18 protein-coding genes are annotated in these 21,384 nt (G+C 65.2%); 7 read left to right on the forward strand and 11 right to left on the reverse strand.

Going from position 1 to position 21,384, the window contains the following annotated elements:
* Nucleotides 1-2 precede the first annotated feature (2 nt).
* The gene (locus FB481_RS20940; protein ID WP_147177615.1) at nt 3-824 is read left to right on the forward strand and encodes an ABC transporter permease; all 822 of its coding nucleotides are present in this window, start codon (nt 3-5) and stop codon (nt 822-824) included.
* Complete coding sequence (locus FB481_RS20945) at nt 821-1,552, forward strand: ABC transporter ATP-binding protein (protein WP_147177616.1); 732 nt, start codon at nt 821-823, stop codon at nt 1,550-1,552. The genes FB481_RS20940 and FB481_RS20945 overlap by 4 nt, the downstream gene beginning before the upstream one ends.
* Before the next feature lie 245 nt (nt 1,553-1,797).
* On the opposite strand, the gene sseA is transcribed toward FB481_RS20945, so the two are convergent.
* Nucleotides 1,798-2,649, reverse strand: a complete 852-nt coding sequence (sseA, locus tag FB481_RS20950) for a 3-mercaptopyruvate sulfurtransferase (RefSeq protein WP_147177617.1) — start codon at nt 2,647-2,649, stop codon at nt 1,798-1,800.
* A gap of 115 nt (nt 2,650-2,764) precedes the next feature.
* Nucleotides 2,765-3,625 carry a LysR family transcriptional regulator gene (locus FB481_RS20955; protein WP_147177618.1) on the reverse strand — a complete coding sequence of 287 codons (861 nt, stop codon included), beginning with the start codon at nt 3,623-3,625 and terminating at the stop codon, nt 2,765-2,767.
* Nucleotides 3,626-3,727: 102 nt separating this feature from the next.
* Between FB481_RS20955 and FB481_RS20960 the strand changes: the two genes are divergently transcribed.
* Both FB481_RS20960 and FB481_RS20965 read left to right on the forward strand, forming a co-directional pair.
* On the forward strand, nt 3,728-5,281 hold the full coding sequence (locus FB481_RS20960; protein WP_147177619.1) for an NADH-quinone oxidoreductase subunit L: 1,554 nt from the start codon (nt 3,728-3,730) through the stop codon (nt 5,279-5,281).
* Nucleotides 5,278-7,722 (forward strand): YbcC family protein, encoded by a 2,445-nt coding sequence (locus FB481_RS20965; RefSeq protein WP_147177620.1) that lies wholly within the window; start codon nt 5,278-5,280, stop codon nt 7,720-7,722. The genes FB481_RS20960 and FB481_RS20965 overlap by 4 nt, the downstream gene beginning before the upstream one ends.
* Nucleotides 7,723-7,735: 13 nt before the next feature.
* On the opposite strand, the gene FB481_RS20970 is transcribed toward FB481_RS20965, so the two are convergent.
* A complete protein-coding gene (locus tag FB481_RS20970) occupies nt 7,736-8,674 on the reverse strand; it encodes an L-threonylcarbamoyladenylate synthase (RefSeq protein ID WP_147177621.1) in 939 nt (312 codons plus the stop codon).
* 91 nt (nt 8,675-8,765) lie between these two features.
* A complete protein-coding gene (locus FB481_RS20975) occupies nt 8,766-9,044 on the reverse strand; it encodes a peptidylprolyl isomerase (RefSeq protein ID WP_013791549.1) in 279 nt (92 codons plus the stop codon).
* A gap of 141 nt (nt 9,045-9,185) precedes the next feature.
* On the opposite strand from FB481_RS20975, the gene FB481_RS20980 reads away from it, so the two are divergent.
* Both FB481_RS20980 and FB481_RS20985 read left to right on the forward strand, forming a co-directional pair.
* A complete protein-coding gene (locus FB481_RS20980; protein ID WP_178109912.1) occupies nt 9,186-10,397 on the forward strand; it encodes a PilT/PilU family type 4a pilus ATPase in 1,212 nt (403 codons plus the stop codon).
* Nucleotides 10,398-10,502: 105 nt separating this feature from the next.
* The gene (locus FB481_RS20985; RefSeq protein ID WP_147177622.1) at nt 10,503-11,102 is read left to right on the forward strand and encodes a DJ-1/PfpI family protein; all 600 of its coding nucleotides are present in this window, start codon (nt 10,503-10,505) and stop codon (nt 11,100-11,102) included.
* A gap of 4 nt (nt 11,103-11,106) precedes the next feature.
* Here FB481_RS20985 and FB481_RS20990 read toward each other — a convergent pair whose 3' ends face one another.
* From FB481_RS20990 to alaC, 7 genes are all read right to left on the reverse strand, one after another.
* Nucleotides 11,107-11,625, reverse strand: a complete 519-nt coding sequence (locus FB481_RS20990) for a thioredoxin family protein (RefSeq protein ID WP_147177623.1) — start codon at nt 11,623-11,625, stop codon at nt 11,107-11,109.
* Nucleotides 11,626-11,909: 284 nt separating this feature from the next.
* Nucleotides 11,910-12,635, reverse strand: a complete 726-nt coding sequence (locus FB481_RS20995; protein ID WP_147177624.1) for a transporter substrate-binding domain-containing protein — start codon at nt 12,633-12,635, stop codon at nt 11,910-11,912.
* 135 nt (nt 12,636-12,770) lie between these two features.
* Nucleotides 12,771-14,726 carry an acetoacetate--CoA ligase gene (locus FB481_RS21000; RefSeq protein ID WP_147177625.1) on the reverse strand — a complete coding sequence of 652 codons (1,956 nt, stop codon included), beginning with the start codon at nt 14,724-14,726 and terminating at the stop codon, nt 12,771-12,773.
* Between the two features lie 46 nt (nt 14,727-14,772).
* A complete protein-coding gene (locus tag FB481_RS21005) occupies nt 14,773-15,543 on the reverse strand; it encodes a 3-hydroxybutyrate dehydrogenase (RefSeq protein WP_147177626.1) in 771 nt (256 codons plus the stop codon).
* 43 nt (nt 15,544-15,586) lie between these two features.
* Nucleotides 15,587-16,978: a GntP family permease gene (locus tag FB481_RS21010; RefSeq protein WP_147177627.1), complete on the reverse strand. Its 1,392-nt coding sequence runs from the start codon at nt 16,976-16,978 to the stop codon at nt 15,587-15,589.
* A gap of 289 nt (nt 16,979-17,267) precedes the next feature.
* Nucleotides 17,268-18,668, reverse strand: coding sequence for a sigma-54-dependent Fis family transcriptional regulator (locus FB481_RS21015; protein ID WP_147177628.1), 1,401 nt, complete (start codon nt 18,666-18,668; stop codon nt 17,268-17,270).
* Between the two features lie 72 nt (nt 18,669-18,740).
* A complete protein-coding gene (alaC, locus tag FB481_RS21020; protein ID WP_013791540.1) occupies nt 18,741-19,985 on the reverse strand; it encodes an alanine transaminase in 1,245 nt (414 codons plus the stop codon).
* Nucleotides 19,986-20,220: 235 nt separating this feature from the next.
* Here alaC and ampC point away from each other — a divergent pair, with 235 nt between their 5' ends.
* Nucleotides 20,221-21,384 carry a class C beta-lactamase gene (gene ampC / locus FB481_RS21025; RefSeq protein ID WP_147177629.1) on the forward strand — a complete coding sequence of 388 codons (1,164 nt, stop codon included), beginning with the start codon at nt 20,221-20,223 and terminating at the stop codon, nt 21,382-21,384.

Consider the following 21,384-nt stretch of genomic DNA (forward strand, 5'->3'; position numbering starts at 1 on the left):
TGATGAGGGCGCTAGGTCTCGCCATCAGCCGCGGCCTGCCCACCTCGCGGCCTCGACTGAACGACCTGCGTGGCTGGGTGGTGCCGCTGCTGTTGCTGGCGCTGCTGGAAACCCTGGTGCGCACGGGCCTGTTGCCGAGCCACCAGATGCCGGCTCCCAGCCAAGTGGCCAAAACGCTCTACCTCTTGGCGCAGAGCGGTGAGCTGTGGCGGCATCTGAGTGCCAGCCTGCTGCGGGTCGGCGCCGGCTTCGTGATCGGTGCGGCGCTGGCAGTCGTCATCGGCACCTGGGTCGGGCTGAGCCGGCGTGCCGAAGCGTATCTGGAGCCGACGTTCCAGGCGCTGCGGGCGATTCCCAGCCTGGCCTGGGTGCCCTTGTTGCTGCTCTGGCTGGGCATCGACGAAACGCCGAAGATCGTGCTGATCGCCCTGGGTGCCTTCTTTCCGGTGTACCTGGCGCTGCTGGCCGGTATCCGCAATATCGATCGCAAGTTGGTGGAAGTGGGTCAGCTCTACGGCCTGCCGCCACTGACGCTGGTGCGCCGCATTCTCTTGCCGGCCGCACTGCCAAGCCTGTTCACCGGCCTGCGTGGCGCGCTGAGCCTGAGCTGGATGTTCCTGGTCGCCGCCGAATTGATCGCCGCCACCCGCGGCCTCGGTTACCTGCTCAGCGATGGTCGGGAAACCTCGCGACCGGATCTGGTGATCGCCGCCATCCTGTTGCTGGCGATGCTCGGCAAACTTAGCGACAGCCTGCTCAAGGCCTGGGAAAACCGCGCCCTGCGCTGGCGCGACAGCTATCAGGGTGGGGAGGGTGGAGCATGAATGCGCTTCTGCAATTACAGAACATTCATAAGGCCTTCGCCGATGTGCGGGTGCTCGAAGACGTCAGCCTGAGCCTCGCTAGCGGCGAGGTGGTCAGCCTGCTCGGCCCCAGCGGCTGCGGCAAGAGCACCTTGCTGCGCATCGCCGCTGGGCTGGACCGTCAATACCAGGGCGATTTGCAGCTCGGCGCGCACCTGCCGCGCGGGCGCGGCAACGGCATTGGCGTGGTGTTCCAGGAGCCGCGGCTGATGCCCTGGCTGAGCGTGGCGCAGAACGTCGGTTTTGCCGACGGCTGGATCGCCGAGGACAAGTGGGTGCAGCAACTGCTGCGTGATGTCGGCCTGCAGGGGCGCGGTGACGCCTTGCCCAAGCAGTTGTCCGGCGGCCAGGCGCAGCGTGTGGCGATTGCCCGGGCGCTCTACGGCAAACCCCAGGTGCTGCTGCTCGATGAGCCGTTCAGCGCGGTGGATGCCTTCACGCGGATGAAACTGCAGGACCTGGTGGCCGAGCTGGCTGCCCGCTACGGGATTGCCGTGCTGCTGGTCACCCATGACCTGGACGAGGCGTTCTACCTGAGCGATCGCGTGCTGATTCTCGGCGGTATACCCAGCCGTTTGCAGCGAGAGCTGGCGGTGCCGCTGGCGCATCCACGGGATCGTCGTTCGCCTCAGTTGGCGCAGCTGCGCAGCGAAGCGCTGACTGAGTTGTATCAATCTCACGCGCTGTAAGCGGCTGTTCCCGATCTTTCTGGGGCAACTACAAGGTGAAAGCGGACGGTAGGCGCAGCGCTTTTGTGGGAGAGGCTTTAGCCTCGATTGTGCCTGACTAGGCGTAGAGAGCTCGAGGCTAAAGCCCCTCCCACAAGATTGTGAACGGCCGCCACCGCCGCGCTTCAGTCCAACATGAGATAAAGCTCGACATGAAGATCGTAAGCAGGCCCTAAGCGCCCGCCATGGAGGCGGGCGCTTATGCGTCACACCACGCCGGTAACCTTCGGCGTATCGGCGCGGCTGCCCCATTCGGTCCAGGAACCGTCGTACAGCGCGCCTTCCGGCAGACCGGCCACTTCCATGCCGAGCAGCAGTACTGCCGCCGTAACGCCGCTGCCGCAGCTGGTGATCACCGGTTTATTGCCATCGACACCGGATGCGCTGAACAGGGTGCGCAGGGTCTCCGCGGGCTGCAGGGTGTGGTCACTACGCAACAGGCGGCTATACGGCAGATTCTGGCTGCCCGGAATATGCCCGGAGGCGACACCTGGGCGCGCTTCGGCGGTGCTGCCGTCGAAGCGGTTGGCGGCGCGGGCGTCGAGAATCAGCGTGTCTTCACGCTCGATGGCCTCAAGCACGTCACCCAGGCCGCGCACCTTGCGGGCGTGCACATTGACCTGGAAGCTTCGCGGCTGGGCAGCCGCCGGCTCGCCGGTTTCGGTGGCGCGCTGTTCGACCAGCCACTTGGGCAAGCCGCCATCGAGCACTGCGACGTTCTGGTGGCCGAAGTAGCGAAACAGCCACCAGGCGCGCGCGGCGGAGAACAGCCCCTTTTGGTCGTACACCACCACGCGGGTGTCGTTGCCCACGCCTTCGGCGCCGGCCAGCCGCGCAAAGCGGCCCTGGGAGGGCAGGGTGTGGGGAAGCGGGGTGTCGGGGTCGGAAAAGGCGTCGATATCGAAGAAGCGGGCACCGGGAATATGCGCCTTGAGGAATTCCTCGCGGCCATTTTTTCCTTCGTTGGGCAGGTAGGTGCTGGCGTCGAACAGCACCAGGTCCGCGGTGTTGCTTTCGCGCGCCAGCCAGTCGGTTGTTACCAGAGGGCCAAATGTCATGCTTCGTCTCCTTGCGTAGCGTTGGCGTTCATCCTGCCAGCTTGGCGGGCTCGGTGCAGCCTTTGGCGACCGGCTGAACAGACCGATTTTGTCTATGCATGTAAGGCAGCCGCGTTCAGGCCAGCAGCTCTTCGAGAATGCTGAGGTTGAAATGCCGCTGCAGGGTGACGGCGAAGAACTGCTCAGCGATCTCGGGGATCTCGGCATACAGCTGCAGCACACCGGCCTGCAACTCGTCCTGCACCACCACCGCCGGCAGCAGGGCCATGTCGCCGGAGTCGCGGGCCAACAGGCGCAGCATGGCCATGTCGTCGACTTCCGCGCAGATGTCGGGGCGCAGGCTGTGACTGTCGCAGAACAAATCGAACTGACTGCGGATGTCGCTGCTGCGCCCCGGTACGATCAGCCGGGCCTGCTGCAGATCGCGCTGCAAGTCGAAGCCATCAGCGCGCGGCGGGCCGACCAGGCAAACGCTCTGCCGATCCAGCAGGCGACAGCGCCAGGAACGCTGAGCGTCGCTGCTCACCGCCTGGTTGGTTAGCACCACGTCCAGTTTGTGCAGCGCCAGCCGCTCCAGCAGGTTGTTCAGACCGCCGGACTCCAGCACGATGCTCAGCTCGCCACGGCCCAGGAAGGGACGCAGCAGGTTCTCCTGAAAGTTACGCGACAGCGTTGCCACCGCGCCGATGCGCAGTTGTTGATTGGCCTGCAAGGCGCCCTGCAGGGTCATCTGCAGCTCGCTGCCCAAGGCGAAGATGCTGTCGGCGTAATCCAGCACCAGTTGGCCGGCCTCGGTCAGCAGCAGGTTGCGCCCGGAGCGGATGAACAGGGCGTGGCCGAGCTGCTCCTCGAGTGCGCGGATCTGCGTCGACAGCGCCGACTGCGCCACGTGCAGGGTCTGGGCGGCGCGGGTCAGGTTGCCTTCCTTGGCCACGGCCCAGAAGTAGTGCAGGTGATGAAAATTCAGGCGGCGCATGCGAGGTTCTCTAAAAGCGAATGTTTGGTTCTTATCAATCTATTTTAATTAAGTAAAGCGCTCCCGGAGACTACCGCCATTATCTAGCTCTGGAGATCGCTCATGTACCCCACGCTCTCTTATTTAGCCACCTGGCTGCCGTGGCTGTACGCCCTGGCGCTGGTGCCTGTCGCCCTGTGGTCTGCGCGCCTGACCAAAAGCCTGTGGTGCGCGGGTCGCCTGGCGGCTATAGCTGGTGTGGCGCTGGTGCTGGCGGCGCTGCTACAGGCTGGTCTGGACGACCAGCCCGCTGACCGCCTGGGGCTGGCCATGGCCAGCCTGGTCAGCCTGCTGGCGCTGGTGATCGTCGAGTTCTCCGCGCGCTACCTGCAGGGCGAGTCGGGCCAGCGCCGATATTTGCTAGCTTTGCTCGGCACCCTGGCGGCGGTGGCGCTGGTGGTCACCAGCCGCGACCTGTACGCCCTGGTGGCCGCCTGGATCGTTTCCAGCCTGTGCCTGCACCAACTGCTGACCTTCTACCCCGATCGGCCCATGGCCCTGGTGGTGGCGCACAAGAAATTCATCGCCAGTCGCCTGGCAGATGTCTGTTTACTGGTAGCCAGTGTGCTCCTGGTACGCGCGGCCGGTAGTAGCGAGCTGGCGGCGGTTACCGAGCAGGTGACGCTGCGCCTGCAGCAGGGCAGCGCTCTGGGTTGGGACCTGCAATTGGCTGCCGTGCTGCTGGTGCTTACGGTGACTCTCAAATCGGCGCAGTTGCCGGTGCACGGCTGGTTGATTCAGGTGATGGAGGCGCCGACACCGGTCTCCGCGCTGCTGCATGCCGGGCTGGTCAATCTCGGTGGTTTCGTGCTGCTGCGTTTCGCGCCGTTGCTGTCTGCCGCGCCGGTCGCGCAGACGCTGCTGGTGGTGATTGGCGGGCTGACCGCTGTGCTCGCCGCGTTGGTGATGATGACCCGCATCAGCATCAAGGTACGCCTGGCCTGGTCGACCTGCGCGCAGATGGGCTTCATGCTGCTCGAAATCGGCCTTGGCCTATACGAGCTAGCGCTGGTGCACCTGCTGGCGCACTCGTTGTACAAGGCCCATGCCTTCCTTGCCTCCGGCGAAACGGTGCTGCAGGTGCGTCACCACGCCCTGCAGCCGGCTCGCCCGGCACCGAATCTCGCGGCCTTGCTGCTGGCGCTGTTGCTGGCGGCGCTGGCCGTGGTTCTGCTCGACCAACTGTGGCGCCATTTCGTGCCGGCTCAGCCGCTGCCGCTGGAGGCACTGGCCATTCTCGCCGTGGGGCTGGCGCCCTGGTGCCTGCGCCGCGGCCAGCCGTTCTACGACGCTGCCACGCTGGCGGCGCTGCTGAGTCTGTATCTGCTCTGGCACCTGGCCGCGAGCTGGATTCTCGCCAGCCACGAGCCGCTGCCTGACGCTCCGCTGGCCCTGAGCGTGCTCGCTCTGGGCCTGTTCCTCGCGCTCTACCTGCTGCAGGCGTGGATCGTCGCGCGGCCGCAAGATGCGTTGGCGCGGCGCCTGTATCCGGCGGCCTTCGCCGGCTTCTTTCTCGATGAACACTTCACCCGTCTGACCTTTCGCCTGTGGCCGGTGCGGCCGCTGCCGCAACGCCCGCAGCAAGCCACCTTGACCGTTATCGGAGAGCGCCCATGAATGCCATCGAATACTTCTTCGTGCTCGACCGCGACACCCTGCATGCCGCCGCCGCGAGGGCCTGCGAGCGCATCGCACCGACCTGGCCGCTGGATCGCCTGATCGCCGTCAACCCGTTGTGGGAGCGCCGCCAGCAGAGCTGGGCCGAGGTGGCCGAGCAACTCTGGCGCCGCGCCGGCAGCCGGCTGACCCTGAACGCCGAGGACTATCGCCAGGCCTGGACCAGCGGTGCGATTGGTGAGCGTCACCTGCAGCAGGCGCTGGAGGGCGACTCCCGTGGCTGGACGCTTCAGCATCTGCTGCAGGCCTTGCAAGGCGCCGACGACGAGGCGCGTGGCTTGCCGCTGCTGGAGGACATGGCCGACGCCGATATCGCGCTGCCGGGCTGGCCGACCCTGATCACCCAGCAGATCGGCCAGTGTTGCGCCGCCTGGTTCGATGAAAGCCAGGCCGACTGGCATGTGAATCGCCAGGGCGGCCTGTACAAGGCCTGGCGCCAGGCCATGCAGGATGATCGCGGGCTGAGCGTACTCAGCGCCTGCCCCGAACTGAGCGCGCGCATCGCCGAGTTGCCGCCGCAGGCCGAAGTTGCCCTGGAGCTTGCAGTACAGCGCCTGGGCCTCAGCGCCGACGAGCTTGAGGAGTGGTTCGACTGCCTGTTGCTGCGCAACCTCGGTTGGGCATCCTGGTGCGCTTACCAGCGCTGGCAGGCTCGGCAGGGCGGTGGCGACGATGCGACGCTGTTCGACCTGTTGGCCATTCGTGCCGGCTGGGAATGGCTGGTGGATGACCGCCGGCGCGAGGCGGGCAGCCGCTGGGACAACTGGCGCCGTGCCTGGCAGGCCGCCCGCGCTCAGCAGCCCTCATCGAGCTGGCAGGCGCTGCAGCTGTGGCAACGTGCCGAGGAGCTGGCCTGGCAGGAGCGGCTGCAGCAGCTGTTGTGCATTCAGCCGCCGCAACCGGTAACGCAGGCGCCCCTGGCCAAGGTCTACTTCTGTATCGACGTGCGCTCCGAGCCGTTGCGCCGCGCCCTGGAGACGGTCTGCCCAGAAGTCGAGACCGGTGGTTTCGCCGGCTTCTTCGGCCTGCCCATCGCCTATACACCGCTGGGCACCTGTGCCACGCGGCCGCAATTGCCAGGTCTGCTGGCCCCGCAACTGATGGTCGGCGACAGCAGCGGCGATACTAGCCGTGATACCGAGTTGGCCGAACGCCGCCAGGTGCGGCTGACGCGCCAGGGGCGTTGGCGGTTGTTCGAGCGCTTGCCGGCTTCCGGTTTCAGCCTGGTCGAGTCCCTTGGTTTGGGTTATGCCGCCAGCCTGCTGGGGCGCACCTGCGGCCTGCTGGGCGCCGGCCATTCGGCCGAGCGGGTGGCCTGGAAACCTGCCGAGTGGCAGCGCTTGCGCCCGGTACTGGCGCTCGAATCGGCCCCGCAGCGGGTCGAGATGGCCGCGCATATTCTGCGGGTCATGAGCCTGACCCGGGACTTTCCGCCACTGATCCTGCTGCTTGGCCATGGTAGCCAGAGCGCCAACAACCCTCAGGCCGCCGGCCTGGACTGCGGCGCCTGTTGCGGGCAGAGCGGCGAAATCAATGCCCGGGTGCTGGCCGATCTGCTCACCGATACGCAGGTGCGCCAGGGCCTGGTCGGGCAGGGCATCAGGCTGCCCGCCGAGTGCCGCGTGCTGGCCGGGCTGCACAACACCACCACAGACGAAGTAGAGGTGTTCGATACTCAGGCGCTGCCGCCGGCACTCGCGCCAACCTGGCAGCGCCTGCGCGAGGCACTGGATGGCGCGGCGCGGCGGGTACGTCAGGAGCGCGCGCCGACTCTGGGCCTGGAGCATCTGGCCGATAACCCCGAGCGGCTGCTGAAGGCGCTGCACCGGCGCGCTAATGACTGGTCACAAACGCGTCCGGAGTGGGGGTTGGCCGGCAATGCCGCCTTTATTGCTGCGCCACGGTCGCGCAGCCGTGGGCTGAATCTGCAGGGACGTGCCTTTCTGCACGACTACGACTGGCGCCTGGACGAAGGCGGCAAGGTGCTGGAGCAGATCATGACCGCGCCCATGGTAGTGGCGCACTGGATCAACCTGCAGTACCTGACCTCGACCACCGACAACGGGCGCTTCGGCAGCGGCAACAAGGTGCTGCACAACGTGGTGGGCGGCCATATCGGCGTGTTCGAGGGCAATGGCGGCGACCTGCGCATCGGCCTGGCGCGGCAATCGCTGCACGACGGTCAGCGCTGGATGCACCGCCCGCTACGCCTGAGCGTGGTGATCGCCGCACCATGCGCGATGATCGATCAGGTCATCGCCAATCATCAGGTGGTGCGGGAACTCGTGGAGAACGGTTGGTTGCACCTGCTGCGCCTGGATGATCAGCCAGGTGCGCCGTTGCAGATTCGCGATGGCCGCGGCTGGCGGCCGCTGAACTGAGCCGCCGTGTGGGTTACTGGGTGGTGGCGCGCTGCAGGCGCTCGTGTACCGCTGCCCAGGCGGCGCCTTGTGGCGGCAGGGCGATATGCAGGTGGCGCAGCTGCAAAGCATCGAGCTGGTAGAGGGCTGCATACAGGCCCGCGGCATAGCGTTCGGGGTCGGCGCTCAGGTCGATGGCCGGGCCGAGGGTCGGACGGGCCTGGCCGCACCAGATCCAGCCGCAGTCCGGCGTATCCAGCGCAGCGTTGGGGACCTCGACAAAGGTGCTGGCCAGGGTGCCTGGCGCGTAGTGGCGGCGATGCTGCCCGGGCGCGCGCAGGCCGCCGGCCTGGGTGTCCAGAGCCTGGCCGAGCACCTGCTGCAGGCGCTCTTGGTCGAGCATGCCATGGCGCAGCAGGCGCGGGCTGTCGCCGGGCAGCAGGGCGACGATGCTCGACTCCAGGCCGACCTGGCAGGCGCCGCCGTCGAGGATCAGCAGCTCGCTATCGGCGAACTGCTGAGCGACGTGGGCGGCGCTGGTCGGGCTGATCGACATGTAGCGGTTGGCCGACGGCGCCACCAGCCCGCCACCGAAGGTCTGCAGCAAGGCGCGGGCGCCCGGATGAGCCGGTACGCGCAGGGCCACGCTGTCTTGCCCGGCGGTAACGCTGCGCAGCACATCGTCACGGGCCGGCAGTACCAGGGTCAGCGGCCCCGGCCAGAAGGCGTCCATCAACATCTGCGCTTCAGGCGAGATCTCGCGGACCCAGTCGGCCGCCTGGCTGGCATCGGCCAGATGAACGATCAGCGGGTTGCTGCCCGGGCGCCCCTTGAGCTGGAACACCTTGGCCACGGCGTCGCCGTTGCGGGCATCGGCCGCCAGGCCGTAGACGGTTTCGGTGGGCATCGCGACCAGTTCGCCGCTCTGCAGTTGGCGGGCGCAGCGCTCGATGTCGAGGGTGATGGTGGGCATGGCTGACAAGGTAACTCGTGGTATTCGGGTGAAAGCGGGCAATTCTAAGATCTTTCGCAGCCGGTGACAGGCGCTTTGCACCTGGTGCCAATCAATCGCGGAAGAACACCTGCACCAGGTGATAGCCGAACTGGCTCTTGATCGGGCCGTGCACTTCGCGCAGCGGCTTCTTGAAAATCACCTGATCGATCACCCGCACCATCTGCCCGGGGCGGACTTCGCCCAGGTCGCCGCCTTTCTTGCCGGACGGACAGGTCGAATGTTTGCGCGCCAGCACGTCGAAGGCTTCGCCGCCGGCGATGCGCTTCTTCAGAGCAGCGGCTTCCGCTTCGGTCTTGACCAGGATGTGGCGGGCCATTGCCTTTGCCATGACAGGTTCCTCAGTTATCGGGCGCGTATTGTGCCAGTATTCGCGGCGCCAGTTAAATGGCGCCATTTATCCGGCCTTTCAAGGTCGTCTATTTTTCAATCTTGGCTAACGTAATAGCTTCAGTCGACGGGAACGCTGCTCATGGATCTCCACGCAATGCTGAAAATCCTTTCCAGCCAGGACGGCTCGGACCTGTACCTGTCGACCGGTGCGCCGCCCTGCGCCAAGTTCAACGGCGTGCTCAAGGCCCTGAGCAGCGAGCCGTTGAAGGCCGGCGCCGTGGCGGAAATCGCCGAGGGGGTGATGGACGCCGCCCAGCGCGAAGAGTTCGAGCGCGAGCTGGAAATGAACCTGGCGATCTCGCTCAATGGCGTCGGTCGTTTCCGGATCAACATCTTCAAGCAGCGCAACGAGGTGTCCATCGTCGCGCGCAACATCAAGCTCGACATTCCGAGTTTCGAGGATCTGAAACTGCCCGAAGTGCTGCTCAAGACGGTGATGGAGAAACGCGGGCTGGTGCTGTTCGTAGGCGGTACGGGGTCGGGCAAATCGACCTCCCTGGCCGCGCTGATCGACTACCGCAATCGCAACAGCGGCGGACACATCATCACTATCGAAAATCCGGTGGAATACGTGCACCGGCACAAGAAATCGATCATCAACCAACGCGAAGTCGGTGTGGACACCCGCAGCTTCCACGCGGCGCTGAAGAATACCCTGCGCCAGGCGCCGGACGTGATCCTGATCGGCGAGATCCGCGACCGGGAAACCATGGAGCATGCCCTGGCCTTCGCCGACACCGGTCACTTGGCGATTTCCACACTGCACGCCAACAACGCCAACCAGGCGCTGGACCGCATCATCAACTTCTTCCCCGAAGATCGCCGCCCGCAGTTGCTCAACGACCTGGGCAACAACCTCAAGGCCTTCGTGTCCCAGCGCCTGGTCAAGACCGTCGATGGCAAGCGCCGCGCCGCCGTCGAGGTGCTGCTGGGCACGCCGACCATCCGTGACCTGATCAAACGTAACGAGTTTTCCGAGATCAAGGAGATCATGGAAAAGTCCAAGAACCTCGGCATGCAGACCTTCGATCAGGCGCTGATCGACCTGGTCAACGAGGGCGCCATCGACGAGGAGGAGGCGGTAAAGAACGCCGACTCGGCCAACAACGTGCGCCTCAAGCTAAAGCTATACCGCGAAACGTCCACGACGCCGGCACCCGCTGCGGCGCCGGTGGCACCAGCGGCCAGCGCACCCAAGGTCGCCGCCCCGGCCGATTGGGGGCTGGAACTCAAGCTGGAAGAGATCGAACAGGACACGCCTCCCGAAGACCCGGGCCGTCAGGGCATCTGAGTTCGCCTCACTGACTGTACCGGCAAGATGGCGCTGCGCTGTGCGTGGCGTCTATGGGGCGAGCCCCTTAGATTGGCGGCTCAACCCATTTGCCGGGAGAAGGCTATGCGCGTGGCGGTTCTGACATTCGATGGTTTCAATGAGCTCGACTCGTTCGTTGCCAGTGCGCTGTTCAATCGTCTGCGCGAGCATGGCTGGCAGGCGGCGATCACCTGCCCGAGTGCGGAGGTCACCTCCATGAACGGCGTGCGTATCCACGCTCAGCAGCCGCTGGAGTATGCCCGAGAGGCAGACGTGGTGCTGTTTGGCAGCGGCATCAAGACCCGTGAGATCGCAACAGACGCCGGCACTCTTGAACGCCTGCAGCTCGACCCGCAGCGCCAACTGATCGGTGCCCAGTGCTCGGGCACCTTGCTGATGGCCCGCCTGGGGTTGTTGCAGGGCATGCCGGCCTGCACGGACCTCACCACCAAGCCTTGGGTCATCGACGCAGGCCTCGAGGTGCTTGACCAACCTTTCTTCGCTCGCGGCAATCTGGCTACCGCCGGCGGCTGCCTGTCGGCGCCATATCTGGCGGCTTGGGCCATCGCCCGGTTGGCGGGCGAGCAGGCCTGTGCCGAGGTGCTGCATTACGTGGCGCCGGTGGGTGAGAAGCAGGCGTTCGTCGACCGTGCCATGGGTGTGATCCGGCCCTATCTGCCGTAACGAGTCAGCACTGTGGGTGAGCTTCGTGGACTTCGATGATCGCCAGCACTTCAGTAATCGTGCTTTGCAGATAACGCCCGGCGCGGTAGTCGATCTTGGCTGCCTCACCGCCGTTGACTACCGCCTGTGGCTGTTCGACGAAACGGCCGATGGGTTCGAACCCATCGTCGAGAACCAGCACCAGCGGAATCGAGATACGCTCCAGTTCCAGTTGCGCTTTCAACGCGTGCTCGGCGCGGGCCTTGGAGATGATCGCCAAGCTCACTTTGGGCTGCAGACGCTGCAGGTGGTCCATCGCCGCGAGATTCAACTGGCAATCCGGGCACCACATTTCGCCGGCGGCGAGCAGGTGGTAGCGGCCCTGAATGGCGGCCAGGCGTTGATGGATTTTGCCGCTCAGGGCGTCGGCCTGGCCGAGCAGCGCCCGTGCAGTTCGTACTGTCTCGATTTCGGCTGGCAGACCGCGGCTGGCGAAGGCATCGAAGCACTCGCCGATGGCGATAAGGTCCTGATAGCTGGACATGGGGTGTTCCTGTGAAGCGATACAGCATTCCAGCAGTAAAGCCTGAGTGGGGCAACTGCCTTATAGTCTGTTCACGATCCTTATGCGTTTGAAGCGGCAGCTACAAGGCAGACGCTGCCGCTCATTTGTGGGAGAGGCTTTAGCCTCGAGCTCTTTATTTGTCTTGATAAAAACTCGCGGCTAAAGCCGCTCCCACAAGGTCGCACACGTCCGTTCCCGGCCCTTAGCGGCAAAAATCGGCGAGCCTGGGCTCAAAATTATGAACAGATTTTTAGAGGTGGCCTTTAGCGGTTGGGCACATAGCGTTCGATGATGCGCTGCAGGCTGCCGTCAACGCGCATGCCTTCGAGGGCGTCGTGGACCGATTGGACCAGCTGCGGGTCGCACCGCAGCGAGCAGGCGATGTACATGTCCTGGGGCGCGAGCAGGGCGCTCATGGCCAGGGCCGGGCCGTCGTCCCACTGGTGGCGGCCCTCCAGGTCGGTGGTGAACCAGGCGTCTACCCGACCGCGCCTGACCAGCTGAATCGGCCGGTCGCCGAGCTTCAGGGCATACAACTGGTCGCGGGTGAAGCCGGCGCGCCTGAGGATTTCTTCCTGGGCCGAACCCAGGCCAACGGCCACCAGGCGATAGCGCTGACGTGCCTCTTCGAGGCTGGCAACCGGATCGTCGAGGGTGAAGAAGGCGCGGTACAGCGGCTGAATGTTGACCACCCAGGTGTAGAGGCCTTCGCGTTCGGTGGTTCTGGACAGCGGCACGATCAACGCATCACGCAGTTCCTGGGTGCGTTTCTGCGCCCTTGGCCAGGGCATGTTCTGCACCGCCACGCGATAACCGGCGCGCTGCAACGCCATGATGGCGGCATCACCGGTGATGCCATGGCCATCCTCGCCTTGCAACGCCAAGGGTGGGGCATCCGGCATGAACAGCTGGATGGTGCGTGGTTCGGCGACTGCCGAGCAGCAAAGCAGCAATGGCAACAGGCAGGTGAGAAGGCGCAACGTGGGCATTCCTTGGCGTTATGCCATGAGTATAGGAACTGCCCGGCGAGATATCTGTGAACCGCTGATTATTGGCGAGCAAAAGCGACGAGCTGCCGTCGGTGGTAGGTCATCGCCCGGGTGGTGAACCCGGGCGATGGGTGATCACTGCTGCAGTTGCGGCAGGTTGCGGAACAGCTCCAGCGCCTCTGGGTTGGCCAGGGCGTCGGTGTTCTTCACCGGCTTGCCGTGCACCACGTTGCGCACCGCCAGTTCGACGATCTTGCCGCTGATGGTGCGTGGAATGTCGGCTACCGCAACGATGCGCGCTGGCACGTGACGCGGCGTGGTGTTGGCGCGGATCACCTGGCAGATCTGTTTCTGCAGCGCTTCGTCGAGCGTTACGCCGTCGCGCACGCGCACGAACAGCACCACGCGCACGTCGCCGTCCCACTCCTGGCCGATGGCGATGGATTCGAGCACTTGCTCGACCTTTTCCACCTGGCGGTAAATCTCGGCGGTGCCGATGCGCACGCCACCGGGATTGAGCACGGCGTCGGAGCGGCCATGGATGATCAGCCCGCCGGTAGGCGTTTGTTCGGCGTAGTCACCGTGGGCCCAGACGCCGGGAAAGGTCTCGAAGTAGGCACTGCGAAATTTCTCGCCGTCGGCGTCGTTCCAGAAGCCCACCGGCATGGAGGTGAAGTGCCTGGCGCAGACCAGCTCGCCTTTTTCGCCGACCACCGCCTTGCCGGCGTCGTCCCACACCTGCACGTCCATGCCCAGGCCCTTGCACTGGATTTCGCCGCGATACACCGGCGAAACCGGGTTGCCGAGGGCGAAGCAGGAGACGATGTCGGTGCCGCCGGAAATGGACGACAGGCAGACATCGGCCTTGATGTCGCGGTACACGTAATCGAAGCTTTCGTGGGCCAGGGGCGAACCGGTGGAGAGAATTGCCTTGAGGCGTTGCAGTTCGTGGGTTTCGCGCGGCTTGGCACCGGACTTTTCCAGGGCGGCGATGAACTTGGCGCTGGTGCCGAACACGCTGATGTCTTCTGCGTCGATCAGGTCGATCAATCGCGTGGGTTCGGGGTGGAATGGCGAGCCGTCGTACAACACCAGGGTGGCGCCCAGGGCCAGGCCGGAAACCAGCCAGTTCCACATCATCCAGCCGCAGGTTGTGTAGTAGAACAGGGTGTCCTCGGCCGTCACGTCGCTGTGCAGGCCGAGCTCCTTGACGTGTTGCAGCAGCGTGCCGCCGACGCCGTGGACGATGCACTTGGGCACGCCGGTGGTGCCGCTGGAGTAGAGAATGTAAAGCGGGTGCGCGAACGGCACCGAGGTGAAGGTCGGCTCGCCCTGGGCCTGGTAGAAATCCTCCCAGCAGGCGACCTGCGCCTGGGTCTTGAAGTCTTCGGCCTGGCAGCCGGTGTTGGCATAGGGCACGACGACCAACTGCTGCAGGGTCGGCAGGTGGGTGAGAATCTCGTTGAGCTTGTCGGTCAGGTCGAGGTTCTTGCCGGCGTAGCGGTAGCCCGCACAGGCGATCAGCACCTTGGGTTCGATCTGCCCGAATCGGTCGATCACCCCTTGAGTACCGAAGTCCGGCGAGCAGCTCGACCAGGTGGCGCCGAGGCTCGCGGTGGCCAGCATGCCGACCAGGGTTTGCCAGGTATTGGGCATGAACGCCGCGACCCGGTCGCCAATGCCCACGCCAGCCGCACGCAGGCTACGCTGCAAGCCGGCGACATGGGTGGCCAGTTGCGCGTAGCTGAGTTGCTCGCGGCTGCCGTCTTCGCCGATGGCGACGATGGCCGGATGGTCGTCGCGACGGCGCAGCAAATGTTCGGCGAAATTCAGCGTGGTGCCCGGGAACCAGTGGGCGCTGGGCATCGCCGGGCCTTCTTCGAGCACCGCCCGCGGCGCCTGGTCGAAGCGCACGTTGAAGACCTCGGCGATGGCCTGCCAGAACGCCTCTCGCTCGCTCACGCTCCAGGCGTGCAGCGCCGGGTAATCGGCCAGTTCCAGGCCATGACGCTGATTGACGAAGCGCCGGAAGGCGTCCATCCGGGTGGCGCCGATGCGTGCGGCCGTGGGCGTCCAAAGCGGTTGCTGCATGGGGTTACCTCTTGGTTCTTGTCGTTTTGGGCTGCAGTCTAGCGCGTCACTGCGCCAGCCAACCGCCATCCATGTTCCAGGCCGCGCCGCGCACCTGAGCTGCGGCGTCGCTGCACAGGAACAACGCCAGCTCACCGAGTTGCCGGGGTGTGACGAACTCCAGCGAGGGCTGTTTCTCGGCCAGCAGATTGCGCCGTTCACCCTCGCTGTCACCGCTTTCGGCGGCGCGCGCATCGATCTGCGCCTGCACCAGGGGCGTCAGCACCCAGCCGGGGCAGATGGCGTTGCAAGTGATACCGGTTGTGGCGGTTTCCAGTGCCACCGATTTGCTCAAACCGACCAGCCCATGCTTGGCCGCCACGTAGGCGCTCTTGCCGGCAGAGGCGGCCAGGCCATGGGCCGAGGCGATATTGATGATGCGCCCCCAGTTGCGCTGGCGCATGCCGGGCAGCGCCAGGCGGGTGGTGTGGAAGGCCGAGGACAGGTTGATGGCGATGATCGCGTCCCAGCGTTCCGGGGCGAAATCCTCCACCGGCGAGACGTGCTGGATGCCGGCGTTGTTGACCAGAATGTCGATGGCGCCGAACTCGCGCTCGGCGTAGGCGATCATCGCCTCGATCTGTTGCGGATCGCTCATGTCCGCGGGGTGGTGAAGCACCTTGCCGCCAGATGCGGCCACGCTATCGATGGCCGCCTGGGCGTCGCCGAAACCGTTGAGCAGCAGATCGGCGCCGGCCTCGGCCAGCACCTGGGCGATACCCAGGCCGATGCCGCTGGTGGAGCCGGTGACCAGTGCGGTCTTGCCTTTGAGGTTCATAACAACTCCTTAAGCGCGCAGCGAGGCGCGCTTCTCACGAAAACTAAACGATGCCGGTGGTGTAGAAGACGCCGATCACGAAAAACACCGCCAGGGTCTTGATGATCGTGATGCCGAAGATGTCCTTGTAGGCTTCGCGGTGGGTCAGTCCGGTGACCGCCAGCAGGGTGATCACCGCGCCGTTGTGGGGCAGGGTGTCCATGCCGCCGCTGGCCATGGAGGCGACACGGTGCATGACTTCCAGCGGAATGTTGGCGGCGTTGGCCGCCGCGATGAAGGTGTCGGACATGGCCGCCAGGGCGATGCTCATGCCGCCCGAGGCCGAGCCGGTGATGCCGGCCAGCAAGGTGACCGTCACCGCCTCGTTGACCAGCGGATCGGGGATGCCCTTGAGCGCATCGGCGAGGATCAGGAAGCCCGGCAGCGAGGCGATCACCGCACCAAAGCCGTATTCCGACGCGGTGTTCATCGCCGCCAGCAGCGAGCCGCCGACAGCGCTCTTGGTGCCTTCGGCGAGCTTGTCGCGGATCACCCCGAAGGCGCTGACCAGCACCATCAGGATGCCCAGCAGCAGCGCGGCCTGTACGGCCCAGATGGCGGTGAGCTTGCTGACGTCGGTTTGCAGCGGCGCGGCCATGCCGGCCAGTTGCAAGCTGTGAGTCGGCCCATAGACCTGGGGAATCCAGTGGGTGAACAGCAGGTTGGCCACGCCCACCAGAATCAGTGGCGCGATGGCCAGCCAGGGGCTGGGCAGTTTGATGTCGTCCGGGGTTTCCGGCTCGTTGCGCAGCTCGGTGCCGTAGCCTTCGCCAGCGCGCACCGCCTTGTTCAACTGGCGGCGCAGATAGAGCATGCCCATACCGAGCACGAACAGGCTGCCGATCAGGCCCAGCCAGGGTGCGGCCCAGGCGGTGGTGTTGAAGAAGGTGGTGGGGATGATGTTCTGGATCTGCGGGGTGCCGGGCAGGGCGTCCATGGTGAAGCTGAACGCGCCAAGGGCGATGGTCGCCGGAATCAGCCGCTTGGGAATGTTGCTCTGACGGAACATTTCGGCGGCGAACGGGTAGACCGCGAACACCACCACGAACAGCGATACGCCACCGTAGGTGAGCAGGGCGCACACCAGCACGATCACCAGCATCGCCTGGCCGGTACCCAGGAGGCGAATGGCGGCGGCGACGATCGAGCGCGAGAAGCCGGACAGCTCGATCAGCTTGCCGAACACGGCACCGAGCAGGAATACCGGGAAGTAGAGCTTGATGAAACCGACCATCTTCTCCATGAACACCCCGGTAAAGGCGGGCGCCACGGCGCTGGGGTCGGTGAGCAGTACCGCGCCGAGCGCAGCGATGGGGGCGAAGAGGATGACGCTATAGCCGCGGTAGGCAGCCAGCATCAGTAAAGCCAGTGCAGCGAGGGCGATGATGACACTCATCGACGATCTCCTGACCCTGCAACGCGGCGAATCGACAGGCTGCCGTTAGCCTTCGAGTAACTCGCTCAGGCGCTGTGGGCGCTTTTGTTTTTGTTGTCGGCGGCGGGTGAGCCCGCAGCCTGGCTATAGCGAGTTCTGTGCCAAATTTTTAAGCAATTGAATCTAAAGGGTTTTATTTTCTTCTTGGCCTTGCGCTGTGGCGCTCGTCCCAAATTTGGGACGATGATGGAGGATTGCACCTTCCAGCATGGCCTTTGCGCTAATCCCGAAAGTGGGATGCGTCCCGGAATCAGGACGAAAGTCCCAGCTCAAGCATCTTTCGGTACAGGGTTGAGCGCCCCAAGCCCAGGCGTTGCGCGGCGTGCGGCACATCGCCGGTGGTGGCGGCCAGCGCCTTGCGGATCAACTCGCGTTCGAAGTTGGCGCGGGCCTGATGGAAGTCTTCGATTTCATCGGTTTGCGCAACGATGTCCTGGGTCTCGGGCAAAGGATGCACGGTGCCGATCGCGGTGGCGACCGCCTTGTAGTCGAGCACGCTGTCATCGCTGAGCAGGCAGGCCCGTTCCAGCACGTTGTGCAGCTCACGCACGTTGCCCGGCCAGGCGTGGCGTCCGAGCAGGGCCATGGCTTCGGGGTGCAGTTCGTGGCGACCCTGCAGCGCATCGAAGATCGCCTCGCACAGCGCCGGCAAATCCTCCAGGCGCTCGCGCAACGGCGGCACGGCGAGGGTCAGCACGTTGAGCCGGTAATACAGGTCGGCGCGAAAGGTGCCCTTGCGCACCGCCGCTTCCAGGTCGATGGAGGTGGCGGCAATCAGCCGAACGTCGCTGCGCAGTACCTCGTTGGAGCCTACCGGCTCGAACTCCTTTTCCTGCAGCACCCGCAAGAGTTTGCTCTGCAAGGGCAGCGGCATGTCGCCGATCTCGTCGAGAAACAGCGTGCCGCCATGGGCGATCTGCAGCTTGCCGGCGCGGCCCTTGCGGTCGGCACCGGTGAAGGCGCCCGGCGCGGTGCCGAAGAACTCGGCTTCCAGCAGGGTTTCCGGGATCGCCGCCGTGTTCAGGCTGACGAAGGGCTTGCTGGCCCGCGGCGAGGCATTGTGAATGGCGTGGGCCAGCAGTTCCTTGCCGGTACCCGTCTCGCCCAGCAGCAATACCGCCGAGTCGCTGGTCGCGCTGCGCCGCGCCAGGCGCTTGACCTCCAGGCTGCGGGCGCTGGTACCGATGAACTGGGCGAAGCTGTATTTCGCCTGGCGCGACTTGAGCTGCGAGCGGGTCGAGGCCAGCTCCTGCTGCATGCGCTGGTAGCGGGCCAGCAGCGGTGACAGCGATTGCAGTTCGTCGAACAGGGCGAAGCCGATGGCACCGATCACCTGGCCGGCGTCGTCATGGATGGGCAGGCGCATGACCACCAGCGGTTCGCGGGGCGTATCCATCATGTCCAGCAGGATCGGCCGGCCGCTGTTCACCACATCGCGCAACAGGCTGCCGGGGATCACGCTTTCGCATGGGCGGCCGATGGCTTCGCTGGCGCTTTGCAGGCCGAAGCGCTGGGCGTAGCGCTCGTTCATCCAGACGATATGGGCGTCGCGGTCGACGATGATGGTGCCTTCGCTGGATTGCTCGAAGATCTCGAACAGCGAACGGATGGCCGACTGGCGAATGTGAGGGTAGTTGCCGAGGTCCTGCATGGCGCGCTCGTCTGCGGGGTGAGCGGCGATCATAACGCGGCGCGGCACCCTTGCGGTGCCGCGCCGTGGCGGTCAGCCTGCTTCGCTGGCCTTGCGCGATGTTTTCGCGGCAGGCGCGTCGATCAGCCCGTCGGCGCGGAACATCGCCTTGATGCCGCGCACCGCCTGGCGGATGCGATCCTGATTCTCGATCAGCGCGAAGCGCACGTGATCGTCACCATAGTCACCGAAGCCGATGCCCGGCGACACGCAGACCTTGGCCTCGGCCAGCAGCTTCTTGGCGAATTCCAGGGAGCCAAGATGGGCATAGGCGTCCGGAATCTTCGCCCACACGTACATCGAGGCCTTGGGATTCTCGACCATCCAGCCCAGCTCGTGCAGGCCCTTGACCAGCACGTTGCGGCGCTGGCGGTATTGTTCGGCGATGTCGCGCACGCATTGCTGGTCGCCTTCCAGGGCGGCGATGGCCGCGACCTGCAGCGGGGTGAAGGTGCCGTAGTCGTGGTAGCTCTTGATCCGCGCCAGGGCGCCGACCAGCTCCGGGTTGCCGACCATGAAGCCGATCCGCCAGCCGGCCATGTTGTAGCTCTTGGACAGGGTGAAGAACTCCACGGCGATGTCCTTGGCGCCCGGCACCTGCATGATCGACGGGGCTTTCCAGCCGTCGTAGACGATGTCGGCGTAGGCCAGGTCGTGGATTACCAGCACGTTGTACTGCTTGGCCAGGGCCACCACGCGCTCGAAGAAGTCCAGTTCCACGCACTGCGCGGTCGGGTTGGAGGGAAAGCCGAGGATCATCATCTTCGGCTTGGGGATGCTCTCGCGGATCGCCCGTTCCAGCTCGATGAAGAAATCAACGCCCGGCACCAGCGGCACCGAACGCACCTGGGCGCCGGCGATCACTGCGCCGTAGATGTGGATCGGGTAGCTGGGGTTGGGCACCAGCACCGTGTCGCCGTGATCCAGGGTGGCCAGCATCAGGTGCGCCAGGCCTTCCTTGGAGCCGATGGTGACGATGGCTTCGCTTTCCGGGTCGATGTCGACCTCGTAGCGATCCTTGTACCAGTGCGAAATGGCCCGGCGCAGGCGTGGAATACCGCGGGAAGTGGAGTAACCATGGGTGTCTTCTCGCTGGGCGACCTGCACCAGCTTTTCCACGATGTGCGGCGGTGTGGCGCCATCGGGGTTGCCCATGCTCAGGTCGATGATGTCCTCGCCACGGCGGCGGGCGGCCATCTTCAGTTCAGCGGTGATGTTGAAAACGTAAGGGGGGAGACGATCGATGCGCGCAAAGCGGCGCGAAGCCTGGTCAGCCATGCTTTCCTCGAGAGACGTAAGCGCCCGGAACCGTCCGAGCGACGTTGGCCACATGGGGTGGCCTGGCCGGACAATAAGGCCCGGCGCGGGCTTTGTCGAGTGCCTGCAAGCGCTTTTCCCGCAGTGCCTGCTGACCGCCTCGAACGATATGCTTGGCCGCGACTCGAATCCTGACCCATCCTCCAGGCAGCGCTCGTTCCGCTGCCGCCCTACAACAAGACAGAGAACCTACCCGATGACTCACCGCACTATCGCCCTGGGCCTGCTGGCCGCCGGCCTCACCGTGACGCTGCCGGCCGCGGCCATGACCGAGCAGCAGTTTCGAGCCGAGGCCGACACGCTCTTCACTCCATTGATGGCCGAGTACGATATCCCTGGCCTCGCGGTGGGCGTGACCTGGCAAGGCAAGCACTACGTGTTCACCAAGGGGCTGGCGAACCGTGAGGCGGCCAGGGCGGTTTCCCGCGAGACGCTGTTCGAGCTGGGCTCGCTGAGCAAGACCTTCAACGTCACCCTGGCGGCGCTGGCTCAGCAGCGCTCGCTGCTGTCGCTCGATGACCAGCTCGCTGCCCGCATGCCGTCGCTGCAGGGAAGCTGCGCAGGTGAGCTGAGCCTGATGGATCTGGCCACCCACCAGAGCAGCGGCATGCCCTTGCAGGTGCCGGATCACGTCAAGGATGACAATGGCCTGCTGAACTGGCTGCGGCAATGGAAACCGACCACGGGCGCCGGTCACGAGCGCTCCTATTCCAATGTCAGCATCGGCCTGCTGGGGCGGGTGTCCGCCCAAGCGTTCGGCGAGCCCTATGCCAAGGCGCTGCATGATCAGGTGCTCGTTCCGCTGGCGCTGAACCATACCCATGTTCAGGTGCCAGCGGCGCAGATGCCGAATTACGCCTACGGCTATGCGCGGCAGGACAACAAGGCCATTCGCGTCAGCCCTGGCGTGCTGGATGCCGAGGCTTATGGCCTGAAGTCCAACATCGACGACATGTTGCGTTTCGTCGACATCAACCTGGGCGAAACCCAGGTACCAGCGCCACTGGCTGCCGCGGTCAAGACGACCCACCAGGGCGTGACCCGCACCGAGTGCTTCACCCAGGCGATGGTGTGGGAGCGCTACCCTTGGCCCGTTTCCCGCGAGCAATTGCTGGCCGGCAACGCGCCGTCGATGGCGCTCGAGGCGCAACCGGCTAGCCGTCTGCCTGAGCCTGAAGCGAGCGAGCAGGGCGTGCTGTTCGGCAAGACCGGTTCGACCAACGGGTTCGGCGGTTACGCCGCCTTCGTGCCGGACGAGCGCATCGGCCTGGTGCTTTTGGCCAACCGCAACGTGCCGCTCGAGGCTCGGGTCGATGCGTCCTTCAAGCTGCTGCAGCAGGTCTTGAAAGCTGACCGTTGA

The sequence above is a fragment of the Pseudomonas sp. AG1028 genome, assembly GCF_007993955.1.
Lineage (GTDB): Bacteria > Pseudomonadota > Gammaproteobacteria > Pseudomonadales > Pseudomonadaceae > Aquipseudomonas > Aquipseudomonas straminea.